Here is an 18,687-nt window from a genome sequence, read left to right on the forward strand (position 1 = left end):
GAAAAAAGCGGGGCGGGGCACCAAGGCACCCCGCCCCAGAGGAGGGATCAGAAAGAGTAGCCGACCGACAGCTTGACGGTGCGCGGTGGGTTGCCGCCCACGTCATAGCTGCTGCGTGCGCCCCAGTTCGACGAGGCGGGGTCGTTGTTGAAGGTGATGTAGTTGTAGTCGTTGAACACGTTCAGCACGTCGACGCGGAAGCGCAGGCGGGTCTGATCGCTGATGAAGTGGATCGGCACGTACTTGGTCAGCGCCATGTCGAGCTGGCGCCGGCCCCAGCCGCCGCCCGAACCATCGACCTCGCGGCCGACGACCACGCGCTGGAACGGGTTGGACTGGTTCAGGATCGCCTTCTGATAGGCCGAGGATTCGATCTGGAACTTGGACGACAGCGCGAAGCCGAGCGGCAGATCGACGCTGCCTGCCATCACCAGCCGGTGCCGCGGCACGCCCGACGAACGCAGCATCGGATAGTCGCTGACCGAGGGGAAATCGAGCAGATAGGTTTCGCCCAGCTGGTTCTCGGTCGCCTCGGTATAGGTGTAGGTCGCGTCCAGGCTCCAGGGCGAGGCCTGGGTGTAGCTCTTGGTGACCTTGAAATAGACCGAATCTGCATTGGTCTTCAGGCCGTTGGTGCCGAGGATGATGCTGTTGTAGCCGCGCGGCGAGAAGCCGAAGGGCGGGGCCGGGGTGTCGGTCGGGTTCGCCGGATCGTTGAAGAAGAAGCTGCCGTCCGGCCGCCGGTTGCCGAGCAGGAAGACGAAGCCGTCCCGGCTGGAGACATGGCTGTAGCCGAGCTCGAGACCGACCTGCTGGAAGCGGCCGCGGATGCCGAGGCTGAACTGGTCCGAATAGGGGACCTTCAGGTCGTTCCGGAGGAAGCGGAACTCGCGGCCGCCACCGGTCGCGCCGGCGAGCAGCTGCTGGCGGCCTTCCGGAGTCAGGTAGATCGGATTCCAGGTGACGCAGGTCGACGCATCGGCCCCGACACAGGCGTTGTTCGGATTGGAATCCGCGCCGCGGAAGTTGAAACGGCGCACGGCATAGACGCCCTGGCTCACTTCCTGCTGGAGGAAGTCGAACTGGTTGCGGTCATAGGAGCGGCCATAGCCGCCGAACACCGCGAACCGGCCCGCCTCGTCGATGCGATAGGTGAAGCCGAGGCGCGGCTGGAAGGCGCCGGTGAAGGTCTTGCGGTTGTGGCCGTTCGAGATGAAGTCGTTGATGTTGTAGTCGGCGTTGACCAGGTTCGGATAGTTGGCCGGCGATACCGCGGTCAGATTCTCCTGCGAGGTCACATAGTTCACGAAGGCCGGGGTACGCTCATAATCCCAGCGCAGGCCGAGGTTGAGCGTCAGGTGCGAGGTGACGTCCCAATCGTCCTGCGCATAGACGCCGAACTGGAAGTTGCTCGAACGGATGTCGACCGGGCCGTTGCCGGTGGGGACGCCGAAGTCGAGCTGATACGGCACCTGGTCGTTGAAGCCGGTGGGGCTGAACGCGTTGATGTCGTAGGTATATTGCGGGTTGGCGCGGTTCTGCTCGAGCGAGCGCAGGCGGATGAAGCTCGCCTTGGTGCCGACCTTGATGGTGTGGCCGTTGAAGCCGGTGAAGGTGAAGTCGTCCTGCAGCGTCCAGCCCTTCTGGCCCTTGTCCTGCTGGCTGCCGCCGCCGCCGAAGCGCAGCAGATCGGTGCGGGTGAAGTTGCCGTTGTTCACCGTCGAGGCCTGGAAGAAGCTGGTGTTGCCGAAGGTCTCCGGCGTCGGCGCCCATTTGGTGTCCTGGTAGGACACGCGGGCGTCGTTGATCCAGTTGTCCTCGCTGCGCTGCCAGCGGAGCATGAAGCGCTTCTCGTCGACCTTGTTGAGCGTCGCGGTGTTCGGCGCATTCACACCGGTCGCGATCTGCGAGCCCGATTCCTTGCGATACTTGCCGGTGAGCTCGATCAGGTCCTTGTCGCTCGGCTCGAGGTCGATCTTGCCGAAATACAGGTCCTCGTTGAAGCGCTGCGAGAAGGTGCCGAAATACTGCTGGTACTGCGTCGGGAAGATGCTGGTCGAGACGCCGTTCTCCGGCCGCACGTCATAGGGGCTGTCGATCCGCTTGCCTTCGTAGGTCACGAAGAAATGCGCGCGATCCTTGATGATCGGGCCGCCCAGCGCGACGCCGAACTGCTTGTTGTTCGAATTCACCTTGTCGCGCAGGCTCGGGAAGAGCTCGGTCGGACGGCGGGCGCGGAGGTCCTGGTTGGTATAGTCGATGAAGCCTTCGCCGTGGAACTCGTTGGTGCCCGACTTGGTCGCCGCGGTGATCGCCACCGAGCTGACCTGGTCGAACTCCGCCTTGTAGTTGGACGAGAGCACCTGATACTCGCCGATCGCGAGCTGCGGGAACGGGTTGCCGGCCGAGCTGTCCTGCCCGGTGATGCCGTTCTTGAGGACATAGTCCTTCTGGCTGACGCCGTCGATGAACACGTTGACGGTGCGGCTGTCCTGCGCGCCGCCCTTGATGCTCGACGTGCCGTTCGCGCCTTCGATGAAGCGCACGCCCGGGGCGAGATCGGCGAAGGCGAGGAAGTTGCGGTTGTTCTGCGGCAGCTGCTCGATCAGCCGCTGGGTGATGTTGATGCCGACCTGGCCGCCGTCCAGCGAGCGGATGCGGTTGCCGGTAACGACGATCTCGTCGCCCGCCGGGGCCGCGGTGTCGCCGCTATCGGCTGACGCGCCCGCGTCGGCAGCCGGGGCCGCCGTGGTCGTCGTAAGATCGAGGTCGAGGCCGGCATTCTGGCCGACGCGCAGCGTGAACGCGTCCGAATTGCGCACGCCGTTTTGCAGCTTGATCTCGAGGCGATAGGTTCCCGGGCGCAGCGACGCGAAATTGTAGGTGCCGTCGGCGCCAACGGTCGCGCTGCGGCGGATGCCGGTCGACACTTCGATCGCGGTCACTTCAGTGACCGGGTTTCCGGCCGGCGCGGTGATCGTGCCACGCAGCGAGGCCTGGCCGACCTGAGCCATGGCAGGGGCGGGGGCGAGCAGGGCACCAGTGCCCAGCGCGGTCATCGTCAGCAATGCGGAACGCAAAACTAGCTTGTTCATGGTTACTCTCTATCTCCCCGGCGGATCGGGTTTTCTGTTGTTGTTTTCGGGTTTTGGCGGGTCGATTCCCGCGCGATGACGATCGGCGCACGCCATTCGAGCGTGTCGTCCGGGGCGCCATCGATCAGTCCGGCGAGGCGCAACACGGCGCGCGCGCCGAATTCGGCAATGTCGATGCTGGCGGTGGTCAGCGCCGGCGAAATCAGGCGGGTGAGCGGGATGTTGTCGAACCCGGCGACGGCGACTTGCTCGGGCACCGCGACGCCCGCGCGCTTGAGCGCCATCAGTGCGCCCACCGCCATCATGTCGTTGGCGGCGAACACCGCGTCATAGTCGGCGCGCTCAGCCTGGAGCGTGGCGATCGCCGCCGTGCCGCTATCCTCGTTGAAGTCGCCCTGCACGACGCGCAGATCCACGCCCAGTCGGGCGCAGGCCTCGCGCGTGCCGCGCAGACGCTCCTGCGCGTCGATATTGGCCTCGGGGCCGGCGATATGGACGATCCGGTGGCAGCCGCCCGCGGCGAGGTGCTCGATTACGGCTACGGCTCCGGCAACGTTGTCGACGCGCAGTTCGGCGCGGACGCCCTCATGCGGCGCGCAGTTGACCAGCACCGAGGGCATGGTGCGGGGCAGGTGCTGGAACAGCTCGTCCGAGGTGATCTGCGGCGCCATCACCACCAGCCCGTCGACCCGGCCGCGCATCGCGTGCAGCGCGGTGACGCCGCGATCGGCCTCGCCGTGCATCACCATCAGCAGCAGGTGGAGGCCGAGTTCGGAGGCTTGGCGGTCCATGCCGCGCAGCAATTCGGAGAAGAATTCGCCGTGCAGATCGGGAACGACGACGCCGATCGTCGAGGAGCGGGCGAGGCTGAGGTTGCGCGCGCCGGCATGTGGCACATAGCCGAGTCGATTGGCGACATCGCGGATGTGATCGCGCAGTTCGGGGCGAATGTTGGTCGCGCCGTTGAGCGCACGCGATACCGACGCGACGGACACCGACGCTTCACGCGCGACATCGCGGATCGTGGCGTTCGGCATGGCGGTCTTCGTCCCCTCCTGGGTCTGGGTTGCGACGGCTTGTTTGCCGGTGGTGGCGTCAAGCTCTTGATGTAACCGGTTACATGAAGCAATAGCGGGTTGCAAGATTGTTGATGCGGTGGCCGATGTAGGGCCACGCTGTGGGAGGAAACGCGTGAAGGACGGCCAGATTTCCAGGCGTGCGGTATTGATCGGGGCTAGCGCGGCGGCAGCCTGGGCGGCGAGCCCGGCGCGCGCGATGCTGCTCCAGGCGGGAGCGAAGAAACTGCCCGCGGCCGTCGAGTCGCTGCTCGCGAAAATGACCGTCGAGGAGAAGGCCGGGCAGCTCACCCTGATGGCGGCCGCCTGGTCGGGCGGGGCGGCGGTGACGCTCAATCCTGCGGGTGCGTCGTCGAACTTCGACGGGCAGCTGGGCGAGGTGCGCGCAGGTCGGCTGACCGGCGTGTTCAACGGCAACGGCGCCGCGATGGCCAAGCGGATGCAGACCGTCGCGATGCGCGAGTCGCGGCTCAAGATCCCGCTGCTGTTCGCCGCCGACGTGATCCACGGCCTCCGCACCGTCTTCCCGGTACCGATGGGCGAGGCAGCGAGCTTCGACCCCGATCTAGCCGAGCGCACCGCGCGAGTCGCGGCGGTGGAGGCGGCGGCCTCGGGTATCGACTGGACCTTCGCGCCGATGGTCGACATCACTCGCGACGCGCGCTGGGGGCGCAGCGTCGAGGGCGCGGGCGAGGACGTGCTGCTCGGCAAGCTGATGGCGGCTGCGCGGGTGCGCGGCTTCCAGGGCGCCAAGGGGCTTGAGGCGGCAGACGCGGTTGCCGCCTGCGCCAAGCATTTCGCGGCCTATGGCGCGGTGGAGGCCGGGCTCGACTACAACACGGTCGACATTTCCGAGCGGACGCTGCGCGAAATCTATTTCCCGCCCTTCCAGGCGGCGCTCGCGGCGGGTGCGCCGACGGTGATGGCGTCGTTCAACGAACTTTCGGGCATCCCGGCCACCGCCAACGAATGGCTGCTGACGGGGGTGTTGCGCCGCGAATGGGGCTTCGACGGCGTCGTCGTCTCCGACTATACCGCCGACGAGGAGCTGATCGCGCACGGCTTCGCCGCCGACGCACGCGAGGCGACCAAGCTCGCCTTCCTGGCCGGCGTCGACATGAGCATGCAGAGCGGCTTCTATATCAAGCACCTGCCGGACCTGGTCGCCAAGGGCGAAGTGCCGATGGCGCGGCTCGACGAGGCGGTGCGGCGGGTATTGGCGCTCAAGGTGCAGCTCGGCCTGTTCGACGATCCCTTCCGCCGCATCGATCCCGCGCGGGAAAAGGCGCGCGTGCGCACCCGCGCCAATCTGGCGCTCGCCCGCGAGGCGGGGTCGCGCTCCATCGTGATGCTGAAGAACGAGGGCAATCTGCTGCCGCTGCCGCGCGCGGGCAAGAAGATCGCGCTGATCGGGCCGTTCGCCAGCGGCCTGCACGACCAGATCGGTCCGTGGAACGTCTACGGCACCGATGCCGAGGCGGTCGACCTCGCGACCGGCGTAAAGGCGCTGGTCCAGGATCCGGCGCTGGTGAGCGTCACCCAGGGCGCCGGGCTCGACGGCCCGATCCCGGGCGGCATCGAGGCGGCGGTGGCGGCGGCGCGTGCCGCCGATGTGGTGGTGCTGGCGATCGGCGAGCACGCCCGCATGTCGGGCGAGGCGCAGTCGCGTTCGGCAATCGTCGTGCCGCCAGCGCAGGTGGCGCTGGCCGAGGCGGTGGCGGCGACCGGCAAGCCGGTCGTCGTGCTGCTCCGCAACGGTCGCGCGCTGGCGCTGGAAGGTGCGGTGCTCAAGGCGCCGGCGATCCTCGTCACCTGGTTCCTCGGTTCGCAGGACGGGCCCGCCATTGCCGACATATTGTTCGGCGCGGTGAGCCCCTCGGCGCGGCTGCCGGTTTCCTTCCCGCAGGCTACAGGGCAGGAGCCCTATCATTATGACCACAAGGCCACGGGCCGCCCCAATCCGGCGGGTCCGCTGCAGGAATACAAGACGCATTATCGCGAATTCCCGAACCAGGCGCTGTTCCCGTTCGGGCACGGGCTGACCTATGGCGAAATCGCGTACGGCGACCTCGATCTCGGCGGCGGCAGGCTGACGGCGGACGGCAAGCTCGTCGTGTCGGCGACCATCGCCAACAGCGGCGCGCGCGCGGCGGAGGAAGTGGTGCAGCTCTACATCCGCGACGTGACGGCGAGCGTCACCCGGCCGGTGCGCGAATTGAAGGCGTTCCGCCGCGTCGCGCTCAAGCCCGGCGAGCGCAAGACGGTGCAGTTCACGCTCACCCGCGCCGACCTGCTGTTCATCGGCCAGGCACTCAAGCCGACGGTGGAGCCGGGCAAGTTCCAGCTGTGGATCGCTCCGTCTGCCGAGGCGGAAGGCGTGTCGGGCAGCTTCGAGCTGGTTTGACCCACCCGTAATCCTCCCCCGCCAGGGGGAGGTGGCGCCGAAGGCGACGGAGGGGGAGGGTGCACGACGGCCGAGAGGTTCTGGCATCCTCCCCCTCCGTCAGGCTCCGCCTGACACCTCCCCCTGGCGGGGGAGGATACGCTAGGCGAGGGTATCTCGCCTGAGCGGCAGGGCCAGCACCGCCGCGAGCGCTGCGAGCAGCAGCACCGCCGGTCCTGCGAGCATCAGCCAGCGGATCGCCGCCAGGCTGCTCGCCCCCTGCGGCGCCCCGGCGACGAAGCCGCTCGCCTGGTAGATCGCGCCGATCGCGAAGCCCGCCGCGGCGAGCGCCGCCTTCTGGGCAAGCGCGAAGGTGCCGAAGGCGATCGCCTCGACCCGCACGCCGCTGCGCGCCGCACCCCAGTCGACGCTGTCGGGCAGCAAGGTCCAGGCGGCGAGCCCAAAGCCTGCGAAGGCGACCTGCATGCCCAGCAGGAACAGCGTCGCCGCGCCGACGCCGGGCACGGGGAGCAGCACGAATCCGACCGGCAACGCGAGCGCCAGCCCGCACGCCGCCAGCCAGGCCGCCCGCGCCCCGGCCCGGCGCGCGGCGATCGTCCAGAGCGGAGTCGCGACGAGGCTCGCGAACGCCATCGCCGCCAGCGCCCGCGGCCCGGCGGGATCGTCGGCGAGCACGTAGCGGAAGAAATAGAGCACCGATTGCGTCGTCAGCGCCGCCGCCGCCGCACCCGCTGCCGCGGCGAGATTGAGCGCGACAAAGGCGCGGTTGCGGGCGAGCAGCACCAGCGCCGGGCCGATCGCCGGGCGGGTGGCGGCCTCGGCCGAGGGCCGCCGCTCGGGTACCATCCACGCGATTGCCAGCAGCAGCGGCACGCCGAGCGCCGCGAGCAGTGCGCTCGCCGCCGCATAGCCGCCGAGCGCGCGCACCAGCCCCGGCAGCGTTCCCGCCACCAGCGTCGCGGCGATCGCGCCGAAGATCATCCGCAGCCCCGCGACCAGCGAGCGCTCGGCGCTGGTGCCCGCCAGCCGCGTGGTCCAGGCCGAATAGGGGATATTGGTGAAGGCATAGAGCGTGCGGAAGCCGAGCTGTGCTGCCAGCGCCGCGCCCCAGCCGCCCACCGGCACCGCAAACATCGCGACGAAGGCGAGGCCCAGCGGCACCGCACCCCAGCCGATCAGCCAGCGATAGGGCCGCCGCATCCGCTCGGCGACCACGCCCGCGACGAAGTCCGCCGCGCCGTCCCAGGCCGCCCCGACCAGGAACAGCGTTCCGGCCAGCGCCGGAGCCAGCCGGAGCGTGTCGATATAGAAGAACAGCAGGTAGAGATTGACCGCCTGCCAATAGAGATTGAACGCGAAATCGCCCGCGCCGAACAGCAGCAGCGCGCGGCGCGAGGCCGGGGCGGGCGGGGTCATCGAATCGGCGGACGCGCGATCATCTTCACCGTCTTAGCGCCCGGCCCGCGCCTGTCCACGGGACGGCGTTCAGAAGAAGCGCGGGATCGGGCCCAGCTGCGGGGTCTGGTCGGGCAGGTCGACCTCGATGCCGTCGGCATAGCACCAGCCCCAGCCTTCGGGCGGATCATAGCCTTCCATGATCGGGTGGCCGGTCTCGCGGAAATGTGCGGTGGCATGGGCGTTGGGCGACTGGTCGCAGCAGCCGACATGGCCGCACTCGCGACACAGCCGCAGATGCACCCACCAGCTGCCGGTCTTGAGGCATTCCTCGCACCCCCTGGCGCTAGGGGTGACCTCCCGAACGGTCTGCGAATTCATGTGGGTGCAGCGGGGCATGGCGATCTCCTCGGGCCGCTTCCTAGCCGAGCCGGCGCGGCAGATCGCCTGTACGTGTGGATGTGGACGCGAAAAGGGGCCGCACCGCCGGTGCGACCCCTTTTCATGAATGTTCAGATCGCCTCAGCGGCGGGCGTCGAGGCTCCAGCCGCCGGCACCGAACGCGACGACCTGGAGCAGGCCGCCGGCCATCGCGATGTTCTTGAAGAAGTGGATGAACTGGTTCTGGTCCCCCAGCGCCGAATGGAAGGCGAGCGCGGTCGCCACCGAGAAGGCGGCCAGGATCGCAGCGACGATGCGGGTGCGATAGCCGAGGATCAGCGCGATGCTGCCGCCCAGCTCGACGAGCAATGCGATGGCGAAGCCCAGCTGCGGCAGGGGCAGGCCCGACGATGCGATATAGCCGATCGTGGCGCCCGGCGCGGCAAGCTTCGACAGGCCGCTGAGCAGAAAGATCGCGGCGATGCCGATGCGGCCGACCAGCGGCAGGGCCGACTGAACGTTGGTAGGGGTGGCAGTGTGCGAATAGGGTGCGGTAGCCATGATGTGTCTCCGAAAGAGGGCGGGGACCGATCTGCCTCGCCTGGTGACCGGAAGATGGTCCCGACGAGTTGGCCTGGGAACTGGAATAAAGTCGTCCCATACGTTCGACTATATCGAAAAGCGGCTTTTCAACTCCCTCGAACGAACGCGTCGAAACTATCCGGCTGATCGGAAGCGTGGCGCCCGGCTAGAAACGGCTCAACACAGGAGGTTTCGATGGATCGTACCGCAGCACCCGAACTCAGCCAGACCGAATGGGCCGCCGTCTCGGTGGCCTTCCAGGACGCGGCGGCCTGTGGCTGCAGCGCTTTGCCGGCAACCGAAAAGCCCTCGCTTCTCGGCCGCGTCGCGGACACGCTGTTCGGTGCCCGCCGCCCGACGCCGCTCGCCGATCCGCGGCTGGAGGCGATCCGCCAGTTCGTCTGCACCACGCGCCGCCAGCGCCAGCCCGCCACGCATTTGGTGCCGGTGCTCGCCGACCATGGCTTCAACCCCGCGCAGATCGAAGCGATCGCGCTGCTCGCGATCTGAGGAACACGACCATGCTCCACGTCACCGCCCATATCGGCCCCGAGGCCATGGAGACGCAGATCCAGGCCGGCAGCCACGCCATCCTCGCCGACGAGCCGCCGAGCAATGGCGGCACCGATGCCGGCCCCGCGCCCTATGAGCTGCTGCTCGCCGCGCTTGGCGCGTGCACCGCGATGACGCTGCGCATGTATGCCGACCGCAAGGGCTGGCGGATCGAGGCGCTGGACGTCGACCTGCGGATCCTCGGCAAGCCCGAGGAGCGCCACATCAAGCGCACCCTGACGATCGCGGGTCCCGATGAAGCCGGCAAGGCACGGCTCGCCGAGATCGCCGAGCGCACCCCGGTGACGCTGACGCTCAAGCAGGGTGTCGCGATCGAAACCAAATTGGCGGAGCAGACGGCATGAGCAGCGAAGTGGCCCTGGACGCGATCGCGCGCGATACCGGCGCGGGCAAGTTCCAGGTGGCGGTGCAGGTCGCGGGCGTGGCGCTGATGCTCGACGAGCCGGTGCCGGTCGGCGGCATGGGATCGGGACCGACGCCCTATCAGATGCTCGCCTCGGCGCTCGCCGCCTGCACGACGATGACGTTGCGCGTCTATGCGCTGCAGAAGGGCTGGCCGGTCACCGGCATCCGCACGCTCGCCGGGCACCAGCGCCAGGCCGGCGTCCAGCCGGCGGACCTGTTCACCCGCCGGATCGAAATCGAGGGCGACCTCGACGACACCCAGCGCGCCCGGTTGCTCGAGATCGCCGATCGCTGCCCGGTGCACCGCACGCTCACCGGCGGCGCCCGCGTCGAGACCGAACTCGCCGACGCCGCCGCGCCCACCGAACCGGCCGCCGCCCATGCCGCCGATCTGGAGCATGCGATCCGCGACGCCTGAGGCATCTGTATCGAAACATTTCCGACACGCCATCGTTGGGCCCTCCACAAGCATTCGGGGGGACGACATGGTACGAACGGCACGCATCTTCGGGCTGGGGGCGGCACTGCTCGCGGCAGGCAACGCCTTCGCCGAGGATGACCCGCGCTTTTGCCCGACCCGCCCGAGCATCGGCGGATCGAGCTGCACCACCGAGCCGGGCCGCGTCCATGTCGAGGCCTCGTTCGTCGACTGGGAGCGCGACGACACCGCCGACCAGCGCGAGGACCGGATCGTCACGGCGGATCTGCTGGTGCGCGCGGGCGTGGGCTCCAAGACGGAGGTGCAGCTCGGCTGGACCGGCTATGGCCACGACCGCACCCGCGACAAGGCGAGCGGCGCGATCGACCGGGTGACCGGCACCGGCGACCTCCGCTTCGCGATCCGCCAGCATCTCGCGGGCGAGAAGGGCAAGCCCTTCTCCGCGGGCGTGGAGGGCTTCGTCACCGCGCCGACCGGCAAGTCGCCGATCGGCGACGGCACCTGGTCCGCCGGCGCGATCGTGCCGGTGCAATATGATCTGACCGAGAAGCTCGCCGTCGCCTTCACCGGCGAGGCCGATGCCGCCGCCAACGAAAGCGGGCAGGGGCGGCACTTCGCCTACAGCGGCATCACCAGCCTGCGCTACAAGCTCAGCGAGAAGGTGACCACGACCGCGGAATTCTCGCTGGAGCGCGACAATGATCCCGAGGGGCACGAGACCCATGCGCTCGCGGCGCTGTCGACGGCGTGGCGGCCGACCAAGGTGCTGCAGTTCGACCTGCTGGCGGTGGCGGGGCTGAACCGCAACTCGCCGGACCTGCGGCTGGTGGCGGGCGGGGCGGTGCTGTTCTAGCTATCCACCCAGGCGGGTGGAGGGCCGTTTTCGCACAATTCCGATCGTTGAGCGCCGCATTCGAACAACCCGAGACCTGCCGTTGGTTCATCTCCGACGGCGAAGGTTGGAACGGCGGAATTTGGTACATAGCGCCGTTAATGGCGCGCCTCTTCGATGACGGGTGTTTTGCCGACAGCAAGTGGAAATACTCGTTGTTGAACGGCTCCGCACGCGTCTCAGTCTTCCACAGCAAGGTCCGAGGCATCGGCGTCGTAATCGAGCAATTCCGCCGGCTTACATTGAAGCACCGCGCACATCTTAGCCAGCGTGGCGAAGCGGATGCCTCGGACCTTACCCGAGCGAAACAGAGATAATTGGGTTTCGCTGAGCCCCATTTTCTCGGCGAGCTGCTTGCCCGTCATGCCGCGCTTGGCGAGAGCGGCGTCCAACGTGACCTTGACCGGCATCAGAAGAACGCGTCCAGCTCTTCGCGCATCGCCGAGGCTTGGGCGAGGAGGTGCGAGAGCAGGACGAGAGTGGCGCCGACCACGCCGAGGGTGATCGCCGCACCGTCGAAATACGCAAAGGCGCCGCTGCCGTAGAGCAACCGGGTCAGCAAGGTTACGCCGAATACGCTGGCCAGCCCCCCTGCGAACAATGCCGAGCCAATCCACAGCAATAGCCGCGGCACCACCTGGCCGAATTCAGCGCCGGATGCGATCGACTTTAGCGCCTGACGCACCATCCACATCGCCCAAACGTAAATGCACATCGGCAGATGGAAGATCAGCATCGGCCCCGAAAGGCGCCCCGTCCATATCGGCGCGAGAACAAGCGTCGCAACGACGGCAAGGACTAGCACGAAGGGGACCGTCACCAGCCACATCAGCAGGCGGGCGCGGCCGCGGAAGGTTTCGATCGGCATAGCAGCTCCAGAGAGTTCGATAATTTAATCTTGACTTAAATTTCACCACTATGCAAATTTAATCCTAAGTTAAATTGGAGTGGTTCGGCAATGATCGCTGCCCTCGAAACCCACGGCCTTACCAAGGCCTTTGGCAAGGCTGCGCCGGCGGTGGACGGCGTTTCGCTGAACGTCCCGCGGGGCGCGATCTATGGCTTTCTCGGGGCCAACGGCGCGGGCAAGACAACGACGCTCAAGCTTGTTCTCGGGCTTTTGCGCGCCGATGCAGGGCGCATCCGGCTGTTCGGGCAGGATGCGGCGCGCGAGCGCGGGCGGATCGGGTCGCTGATCGAGGCTCCTTCCTCGTACGATCACCTGACCGGGCGGGAAAACCTCGATATCACCCGAATCCTATTGGGGCTGGCGAAGCGCGAGATTGACCGGGTGCTGGCGATTGTCGATCTGGCGCATGCCGCCGATCAGCGTGTCGGCGGCTATTCGCTCGGCATGCGCCAGCGGCTGGGCATTGCGCGGGCATTGCTCGGCGAACCGCGCCTGCTGATTCTCGACGAGCCGACAAACGGGCTGGATCCCGACGGCATCCGCGATATGCGTGTGCTGCTACGAAGGCTTGCCGAGACTGGCGACGTGACGCTGATCGTGTCGAGCCACCTGCTAAGCGAAGTCGAGCAGGTGGCGACGCATGTCGGACTGCTGCACCAGGGGCGGCTGTTACTGGAGTCGTCGCTCGAAGCACTGCTCGGCGGCGTCCCGTCGGTCGAGGTTGATACGGACGATCGGGTGCGGGCGGCGATGATCCTGATCGATGCCGGGTTCGCGGTGACGGAGGCGAGCGACAAGCTGCTCGTTGCAGCTGCCAACCCGGCCGAAATCGCGGCGATGCTGATGCGGGAGGGGCAGAGATTGTCGCACCTTACCCGTCATCGTCCTTCGCTCGAGGGCGTCTATCACCGCCAAATCGCTCTGGCAGCCTGAGAGCTTTGCATCATGATCATGCTACACCGCTATCTGTTTGCCGAAATCCTCAAGCTGCGTCGCAGCCTTGCGTTGATGCTTTGCGTCGCCGCGCCGGCGTGCGTCGCCGTGCTGGGAACGGTCGTTGCATTCGACCGGAAAACCCCGGTGCCGCTCGACAATTTTGTCGTCGGCGGCCCCGGCATCTGGTCGTTCGTGATGCTGCCGCTGGCGGTGACGGCGCTCAGCGTGCTGCTGGCGCAAATGGAGCATGGTTCGCGTAATTGGAACCATCTCCTTACCTTGCCGGGCGCACGGCCAAACCTGTTCCTCGCCAAGGCAATCGTGATGCTCGGCCTGATTGCGATGATGTCGGCGCTGCTTTGGGCATTCATGCTGGTTGGGGCGGCGCTGCTGACCGCATTGCATCCGGTGGGGGTGATCGGCGCGGTGGACACGGCACAGCTTGCCCAAATTTTGGCGCTGATGACGGTGTGCTCGGCGCTGGTGGCGATGCTCCAGCTCTGGGTGGCGCTCGCCTATCGCAGCTTTGTGGTGCCGTTAGTGTTCGGGATCGGCGGGACGTTCGTGGCGATCAGCACGATCGGCGCGGCCAAGGCTGCGTGGTTTCCGTGGTTGCTGGCGACGGACGTGCTAGCGACCAGGCCCGAGGTCCGGCAGACGGGGCTGCTGCTAGGCGGTATCGGAGGGCTCGCCGTACTCGGAGCGATGCTGGCGCATTTGGGCCGGCGGGAGGCTTAAGCCGTCTTGCCTCCCTGAAGGGAGATGTCGCGCTGCTCGACATTCATGACCTACTTTCGCGTCCGGCAGTGAGGCGGTGGCACTGAGTGGCCGAAATTGAGCTAACATCCATCCGTCTACTTCATCCGAGCGAATGACCGATTCTGACGCAGGCGGACATTCTTGCTGCCACATCGGAACGACTTGCTCTCGTCGCGAGCCGCCGTCTCAAACGGCTGGGATCAACAGCAGCTATCGCCTTCCGTCACCCGACAGCGTCCAGGCGGCAATCCACCAGTTTCGGTCGCTGGCGGAGACCGTCGATCATATAAAGCATCGTTCTCCTTGCGTCCGTGACGCTGTTCCCCATATGTTCCTAAGGCCCCTTTGGAGGGTCGCTCTTTGATCTCGTTGCATCACGTCCTTTCGCGCGTGACGCGATACGCCTCGCGCGCTGACGCAGGAGACGCCTGGGGGCCCGCGCGATTCTGCGCGAGCCTAAACTTCCTGAACTTTGCGTTCCCAAGTTGCCCTGCGGAGACAACTGCCGAAACGCGCGTGCGCCTAAACTTCCTAAACTTCGGTCGGCAGCAACCAATCGGCGCGACGGTTCCGCACTCGTTGCGGGTACGCGATGCAGCCCCGTCCTACGCCTCGCCAAGCCCCTCCAGATCCGCATCCTCGCGCCCCGCGTCGACGAACCGCGCCCGCAGCCACGACGCCGCTGGTCCGGGCGGCACATCCCGTCGCCAGATCGCGCCGAAGCGGTACATGCCGCCGGGGCTCTCCGGCATCGCCAGCCGCACCAGCGTGCCGGCGACCAGGTCCGGTTCGATCAGCGGCAGCGGCATGTTGCCCCAGCCGATGCCTTCGCGGAGCAGCGCGTGCTTGGCGCCGAGGTCGGCGAGCCGCCAGGTGCGCGGGCTCATCACCGCGAAGTCGCGGCCGGCGGTGAGCGGCGAGCGGTCGGAAAGCACGAGCTGGACATGGTCGCGCCCCGCGCCGGGCGGGATCGGGTCCATCCGGCCGAGCGGGTGGTCGGGCGCCGCCACCGGCACCATCGCTACCGATCCCGCCGCCTCGCACTCGATGCCGTTCACCCCCTGCGCCAGCGGGCCGGAAATGCCGAGCACCGCCTTGCCCTCCAGTACCAGGCTGGTGATCGCGCCCAGCGCCTCGACGTGCAGCCGCAGCGTCACGGTCGGAAATTCGGCGCGGAAGGCGCGCAGCACTTCGCCCAGGCGCCGGGTAGGCAGCATCACGTCGACGGCGAGGTTCACCTCCGCCTCCAGCCCGTCGAGCAGGCCCTTCACCTTGGCGCGCAGTCCGTCGATGCCCTGCGCCACCGTGCGCGCCTCGGCCAGCACCGCTTCGCCGGCGGTGGTAAGGCGGGGCTTCTTGGTGCCCTCGCGGTCGAACAGCAGCACGCCGAGCTGCGCCTCGAGATTGGCGATGCCGTAGCTGATCACCGACACCGCCCGGTTGAGCTGGCGTCCGGCGCCCGCGAAGCTGCCGCTGTCCACCACCGCGAGGAAGATGCGGAGCTGGTCGAAAGTGGGGGTGCCCGGGTTTGACATTTCGATTTCCTGGAACGTTTCGCTCCAACTTATCCCACTGATTGGAGAAGTCGAGCCCGCCTATATCCCGGTCATCGAAAGCGCGCCGCGGCCCGGCGCACCTTCAAGGGAGACCCAAGATGATCGAACTTCGCCCCTTCTCCAGCCTCGGCGGTGCCAACCATGGCTGGCTCGACGCCAAGCACCATTTCTCCTTCGCCAACTATTATGACCCGGCCCGCACCAGCTGGGGCAATCTGCGCGTGTGGAACGACGACACGATCGCACCGCAGACCGGCTTCCCGCCGCATCCGCACCGCGACATGGAGATCATCACCTATGTCCGCGACGGCGCGATCACCCACCAGGACAATCTGGGCAATCACGGGCGGACCGTCGCCGGCGACGTGCAGGTGATGTCGGCAGGCACGGGCATCGCGCACTCCGAATATAATCGCGAGGACGAGACCACCCGCATCTTCCAGATCTGGATCCAGCCGACCCGCGGCGGCGAGAAGCCGAGCTGGGGCACGCGGCCTTTCCCGAAGACCGACCGCGCCGGCCAGTTCGTGGTGCTGGCGAGCGGCTTCGAAGGGGACGGTGACGCGCTGCCGATCCGCACCGATGCCCGCGTCGTCGGTGCGACCCTGCGCGCCGGCGAGACGGCGGAATACAAGCTCGGCAGCGATCGCCGCGCCTATCTGGTGCCCGCCACCGGTGCGGTGGAGATCGACGGCACGCGGGTGAACGCGCGCGACGGCGCCGCGATCAAGGATGTCGAGCTGGTCAAGATCACCGCGATCGAAGACAGCGAGATCGTGATGGTCGACGCGGCCTGAGCACAAGGCGGGTGGTACTTCGGTGCCACCCGCAATGCTGCTGCGGAATCAAATTGCATTAACTTGCATCATGCTGATTTAAAAAGAATTGTTGCCGCCATCTTGGAACGGCAACAAGCTTGGGCGGGTTCTCTCTGTTGACCGCAACAGGGAAACCGTCCTTGACCAACCATGCCGCAAGCACCCGACCGAGCAGCAACTTCGCGCTGATCTGCTTTTCGCATCTCCGCTGGAACTTCGTCTTTCAGCGACCCCAGCACCTCATGACCCGCTTCGCGCGCAACATGGACGTGCTGTTCTGGGAAGAGCCGATCGACGACGACAGCCCGACGCCGTGGCTGGAGCTGCGCGACGAGGGAGCGGGGGTCACGGTGGCGGTGCCCCATCTGCCCGGCAGCATGGGCGGCGATGCGCGGACGGCGGCGCTGCGCGCGCTGCTCGACGATCATGTCGCGGGCGTCGGCGAACAGCTGATCCGCTGGTATTACACGCCGATGATGCTGCCCTTCTCGAGGCATCTGGTGGCCGCCTGCACCGTCTATGATTGCATGGACGAGCTGAAGAATTTCCGCTTCGCGCCCCCCGAGCTGATGCCGCTCGAGCAGGAGCTGTTCGGGCTTGCGGACCTGGTCTTCACCGGCGGCTACAGCCTGTACGAGGCGAAGCGCGAGAGCCATGCGTCGGTCCACCCGTTCCCGTCGAGCGTCGATAGCGCGCACTTCGCGCAGGGTCGCGGGCTGGTGCAGGATGTCGCCGATCAGGCCGGGCTGCCGCGTCCGCGCTTCGGCTTCTACGGCGTCATCGACGAGCGGATGGACCTGGAGCTGATCGCGGCGCTCGCCGATGCCCGGCCCGACTGGACGATCGTGATGGTCGGCCCGGTGGTCAAGATCGATCCCGCCGAGCTGCCGCAGCGCGCCAACATCGCCTGGCTGGGCTCGAAGAGTTACGCCGAGCTGCCGCTCTATGCCGGCGGGTGGGACGTCGCGCTGATGCCGTTCGCGATCAACGAGGCGACGCGCTTCATCAGCCCGACCAAGACGCCCGAATACCTCGCCGCCGGCCTGCCGGTGGTCTCCACCCCGATCATCGATGTGATCCGCCATTATGGCGACGTGGCGGGTGTTTTCGTCGCGGACGGCGCGGCGGCGTTCGTCGATGCATGTGACCAGGCGCTCGCGCTGCGCGGCACCGGCGATGCCTGGCGGATCGAGGCAGACACGCTGCTCGCCGAGCAGAGCTGGGACCAGGTCGCCGCGCGGATGCTTGGCCTGATCCTGCAGGTCGCCGAGCCCAACCAGCCGCTGCTCAAGCCGGTGCGCAGCGAGCATTACGACTATCTGGTGGTGGGCGCGGGCTTCGCCGGTTCGGTGATGGCCGAGCGGCTGGCGGCCGATGCCGGCAAGCGCGTGCTGGTGATCGACAAGCGCCCGCACATCGCCGGCAATGCCTTCGATCACAAGGACGAGGCGGGCATCCTGATCCACCAGTACGGCCCGCATATCTTCCACACCAACAGCGCGGATATCTTCGACTATCTGTCGCGCTTCACCGAATGGCGGCCATACGAGCACCGCGTGCTCGCCGAGGTGCGCGGGCAGTTGGTGCCGATCCCGATCAACCGGACGACGCTCAACGCGCTGTTCGGCCTGTCGCTGGAGACGGAAGAGGAGGCCGCCGATTTCCTCGCCGCGCGCGCCGAGCCGGTCACGGTGATCCGCAGCTCGGAGGACGTGGTGATTTCGGCGGTGGGCCGCGAGCTCTACGAGACCTTCTTCCAGGGCTACACCCGCAAGCAATGGGGGATCGATCCGTCGGATCTCGACAAGAGCGTCACCGCGCGCGTGCCGACGCGGACCAACACTGACGACCGCTATTTCACCGATCGCTTCCAGGCGATGCCGCGCGACGGCTTCACCGCGATGTTCGCGCGCATGCTCGACCATCCGAACATCGACCTCGAACTGGGCGTCACCTTCGAGGAGGCGAAGCGGCGGTTCAGCTTCGACCAGGTCGTCTATACCGGGCCGATCGACGAATATTTCGACTTCCGCTTCGGCAAGCTGCCCTACCGCTCGCTGCGTTTCGAGCATGTCCATGAGGACCGCGAATGGGCGCAGCCGGTGGCCGTGGTGAACTATCCGGACGAGAAGGTGCCGTACACGCGAGTGACCGAGTACAAGCACCTGACCGGTCAGCAGGCACCGAACACCAGCCTGACCTATGAGTATCCGAGCGCGGAGGGGGACCCGTACTACCCAATCCCGCGGCCGGAGAACCAGGCGCTGTTCAAGCAGTACGAGGCGCTTGCCGAGGCGACCAAGGGCGTGCTGTTCGTCGGCCGGCTGGCGACCTATCGCTATTACAACATGGACCAGGTCGTCGGGCAGGCGCTCGCCACCTACCGCCGCCACATCGCCGAAGAACGCGAGACCCCGCCGCTCAAGGCCGCGGCGCTGGCGGAGTGAGGGCTGCTGCTTCTTGTCC

Annotated in this window: 17 protein-coding genes; 9 read left to right on the forward strand and 8 right to left on the reverse strand. The window is 67.1% G+C overall.

The genetic code is table 11. From position 1 onward, the window contains the following. Window positions 1-47: 47 nt before the first annotated feature. Entirely contained in the window at window positions 48-3,095 is a 3,048-nt protein-coding gene (locus QZ670_RS08520; RefSeq protein ID WP_294253880.1) for a TonB-dependent receptor, read from the reverse strand. A gap of 2 nt (window positions 3,096-3,097) precedes the next feature. After that, a complete protein-coding gene (locus tag QZ670_RS08525; protein ID WP_294253881.1) occupies window positions 3,098-4,132 on the reverse strand; it encodes a LacI family DNA-binding transcriptional regulator in 1,035 nt (344 codons plus the stop codon). A 238-nt stretch (window positions 4,133-4,370) separates the two neighbouring features. Between QZ670_RS08525 and QZ670_RS08530 the strand changes: the two genes are divergently transcribed. Beyond that, window positions 4,371-6,575 carry a glycoside hydrolase family 3 N-terminal domain-containing protein gene (locus tag QZ670_RS08530; RefSeq protein ID WP_294254101.1) on the forward strand — a complete coding sequence of 735 codons (2,205 nt, stop codon included), beginning with the start codon at window positions 4,371-4,373 and terminating at the stop codon, window positions 6,573-6,575. Between the two features lie 141 nt (window positions 6,576-6,716). On the opposite strand, the gene QZ670_RS08535 is transcribed toward QZ670_RS08530, so the two are convergent. The 3 genes from QZ670_RS08535 to QZ670_RS08545 form a co-directional block, all read right to left on the reverse strand. Next, complete coding sequence (locus tag QZ670_RS08535; protein WP_294253882.1) at window positions 6,717-7,991, reverse strand: MFS transporter; 1,275 nt, start codon at window positions 7,989-7,991, stop codon at window positions 6,717-6,719. A gap of 69 nt (window positions 7,992-8,060) precedes the next feature. Beyond that, window positions 8,061-8,369 (reverse strand): UBP-type zinc finger domain-containing protein, encoded by a 309-nt coding sequence (locus tag QZ670_RS08540; protein ID WP_294253883.1) that lies wholly within the window; start codon window positions 8,367-8,369, stop codon window positions 8,061-8,063. 123 nt (window positions 8,370-8,492) lie between these two features. Next, window positions 8,493-8,912, reverse strand: coding sequence for a DoxX family protein (locus tag QZ670_RS08545; RefSeq protein ID WP_294253884.1), 420 nt, complete (start codon window positions 8,910-8,912; stop codon window positions 8,493-8,495). Between the two features lie 216 nt (window positions 8,913-9,128). Here QZ670_RS08545 and QZ670_RS08550 point away from each other — a divergent pair, with 216 nt between their 5' ends. From QZ670_RS08550 to QZ670_RS08565, 4 genes are all read left to right on the forward strand, one after another. After that, window positions 9,129-9,443, forward strand: a complete 315-nt coding sequence (locus QZ670_RS08550) for a hypothetical protein (RefSeq protein ID WP_294253885.1) — start codon at window positions 9,129-9,131, stop codon at window positions 9,441-9,443. A gap of 11 nt (window positions 9,444-9,454) precedes the next feature. Then, window positions 9,455-9,850, forward strand: a complete 396-nt coding sequence (locus tag QZ670_RS08555) for an OsmC family protein (RefSeq protein WP_294253886.1) — start codon at window positions 9,455-9,457, stop codon at window positions 9,848-9,850. Then, window positions 9,847-10,329: an OsmC family protein gene (locus QZ670_RS08560; protein WP_294253887.1), complete on the forward strand. Its 483-nt coding sequence runs from the start codon at window positions 9,847-9,849 to the stop codon at window positions 10,327-10,329. Before QZ670_RS08555 ends, QZ670_RS08560 begins: the two co-directional genes overlap by 4 nt. Window positions 10,330-10,396: 67 nt before the next feature. Beyond that, window positions 10,397-11,203 carry a transporter gene (locus tag QZ670_RS08565; RefSeq protein WP_294253888.1) on the forward strand — a complete coding sequence of 269 codons (807 nt, stop codon included), beginning with the start codon at window positions 10,397-10,399 and terminating at the stop codon, window positions 11,201-11,203. Between the two features lie 218 nt (window positions 11,204-11,421). Here the strand turns inward: QZ670_RS08565 and QZ670_RS08570 are convergent, their stop codons facing one another. Both QZ670_RS08570 and QZ670_RS08575 read right to left on the reverse strand, forming a co-directional pair. Continuing rightward, window positions 11,422-11,652: a helix-turn-helix transcriptional regulator gene (locus QZ670_RS08570; RefSeq protein WP_294253889.1), complete on the reverse strand. Its 231-nt coding sequence runs from the start codon at window positions 11,650-11,652 to the stop codon at window positions 11,422-11,424. Beyond that, the gene (locus QZ670_RS08575) at window positions 11,652-12,110 is read right to left on the reverse strand and encodes a DUF2975 domain-containing protein (protein ID WP_294253890.1); all 459 of its coding nucleotides are present in this window, start codon (window positions 12,108-12,110) and stop codon (window positions 11,652-11,654) included. Before QZ670_RS08575 ends, QZ670_RS08570 begins: the two co-directional genes overlap by 1 nt. Window positions 12,111-12,200: 90 nt before the next feature. On the opposite strand from QZ670_RS08575, the gene QZ670_RS08580 reads away from it, so the two are divergent. Together QZ670_RS08580 and QZ670_RS08585 are read left to right on the forward strand one after the other, a co-directional pair. Next, window positions 12,201-13,085 (forward strand): ABC transporter ATP-binding protein, encoded by an 885-nt coding sequence (locus tag QZ670_RS08580; RefSeq protein WP_294253891.1) that lies wholly within the window; start codon window positions 12,201-12,203, stop codon window positions 13,083-13,085. Window positions 13,086-13,097: 12 nt separating this feature from the next. Then, a complete protein-coding gene (locus tag QZ670_RS08585; protein WP_294253892.1) occupies window positions 13,098-13,826 on the forward strand; it encodes an ABC transporter permease in 729 nt (242 codons plus the stop codon). Between the two features lie 626 nt (window positions 13,827-14,452). Here the strand turns inward: QZ670_RS08585 and QZ670_RS08590 are convergent. Beyond that, the gene (locus QZ670_RS08590; RefSeq protein WP_294253893.1) at window positions 14,453-15,382 is read right to left on the reverse strand and encodes a LysR family transcriptional regulator; all 930 of its coding nucleotides are present in this window, start codon (window positions 15,380-15,382) and stop codon (window positions 14,453-14,455) included. Window positions 15,383-15,501: 119 nt separating this feature from the next. Here QZ670_RS08590 and QZ670_RS08595 point away from each other — a divergent pair, with 119 nt between their 5' ends. Both QZ670_RS08595 and glf read left to right on the forward strand, forming a co-directional pair. After that, a complete protein-coding gene (locus QZ670_RS08595) occupies window positions 15,502-16,200 on the forward strand; it encodes a pirin family protein (RefSeq protein WP_294253894.1) in 699 nt (232 codons plus the stop codon). Between the two features lie 161 nt (window positions 16,201-16,361). Beyond that, complete coding sequence (gene glf / locus QZ670_RS08600; RefSeq protein WP_294253895.1) at window positions 16,362-18,668, forward strand: UDP-galactopyranose mutase; 2,307 nt, start codon at window positions 16,362-16,364, stop codon at window positions 18,666-18,668. Window positions 18,669-18,687 lie beyond the last annotated feature (19 nt).

The organism is uncultured Sphingomonas sp., assembly GCF_913774285.1.
Classification (GTDB): domain Bacteria; phylum Pseudomonadota; class Alphaproteobacteria; order Sphingomonadales; family Sphingomonadaceae; genus Sphingomonas.

Excerpts from the sequence above, each read along its gene's own strand:
- QZ670_RS08520 (WP_294253880.1), bottom strand. The coding sequence starts at position 3,095 with ATGAACAAGCTAGTTTTGCGTTCCGCATTGCTGACGATGACCGCGCTG.
- QZ670_RS08525 (WP_294253881.1), bottom strand. The coding sequence starts at position 4,132 with ATGCCGAACGCCACGATCCGCGATGTCGCGCGTGAAGCGTCGGTGTCC.
- QZ670_RS08530 (WP_294254101.1), top strand. The coding sequence starts at position 4,371 with ATGCTGCTCCAGGCGGGAGCGAAGAAACTGCCCGCGGCCGTCGAGTCG.
- QZ670_RS08535 (WP_294253882.1), bottom strand. The coding sequence starts at position 7,991 with ATGACCCCGCCCGCCCCGGCCTCGCGCCGCGCGCTGCTGCTGTTCGGC.
- QZ670_RS08540 (WP_294253883.1), bottom strand. The coding sequence starts at position 8,369 with ATGCCCCGCTGCACCCACATGAATTCGCAGACCGTTCGGGAGGTCACC.
- QZ670_RS08545 (WP_294253884.1), bottom strand. The coding sequence starts at position 8,912 with ATGGCTACCGCACCCTATTCGCACACTGCCACCCCTACCAACGTTCAG.
- QZ670_RS08550 (WP_294253885.1), top strand. The coding sequence starts at position 9,129 with ATGGATCGTACCGCAGCACCCGAACTCAGCCAGACCGAATGGGCCGCC.
- QZ670_RS08555 (WP_294253886.1), top strand. The coding sequence starts at position 9,455 with ATGCTCCACGTCACCGCCCATATCGGCCCCGAGGCCATGGAGACGCAG.
- QZ670_RS08560 (WP_294253887.1), top strand. The coding sequence starts at position 9,847 with ATGAGCAGCGAAGTGGCCCTGGACGCGATCGCGCGCGATACCGGCGCG.
- QZ670_RS08565 (WP_294253888.1), top strand. The coding sequence starts at position 10,397 with ATGGTACGAACGGCACGCATCTTCGGGCTGGGGGCGGCACTGCTCGCG.
- QZ670_RS08570 (WP_294253889.1), bottom strand. The coding sequence starts at position 11,652 with ATGCCGGTCAAGGTCACGTTGGACGCCGCTCTCGCCAAGCGCGGCATG.
- QZ670_RS08575 (WP_294253890.1), bottom strand. The coding sequence starts at position 12,110 with ATGCCGATCGAAACCTTCCGCGGCCGCGCCCGCCTGCTGATGTGGCTG.
- QZ670_RS08580 (WP_294253891.1), top strand. The coding sequence starts at position 12,201 with ATGATCGCTGCCCTCGAAACCCACGGCCTTACCAAGGCCTTTGGCAAG.
- QZ670_RS08585 (WP_294253892.1), top strand. The coding sequence starts at position 13,098 with ATGATCATGCTACACCGCTATCTGTTTGCCGAAATCCTCAAGCTGCGT.
- QZ670_RS08590 (WP_294253893.1), bottom strand. The coding sequence starts at position 15,382 with ATGTCAAACCCGGGCACCCCCACTTTCGACCAGCTCCGCATCTTCCTC.
- QZ670_RS08595 (WP_294253894.1), top strand. The coding sequence starts at position 15,502 with ATGATCGAACTTCGCCCCTTCTCCAGCCTCGGCGGTGCCAACCATGGC.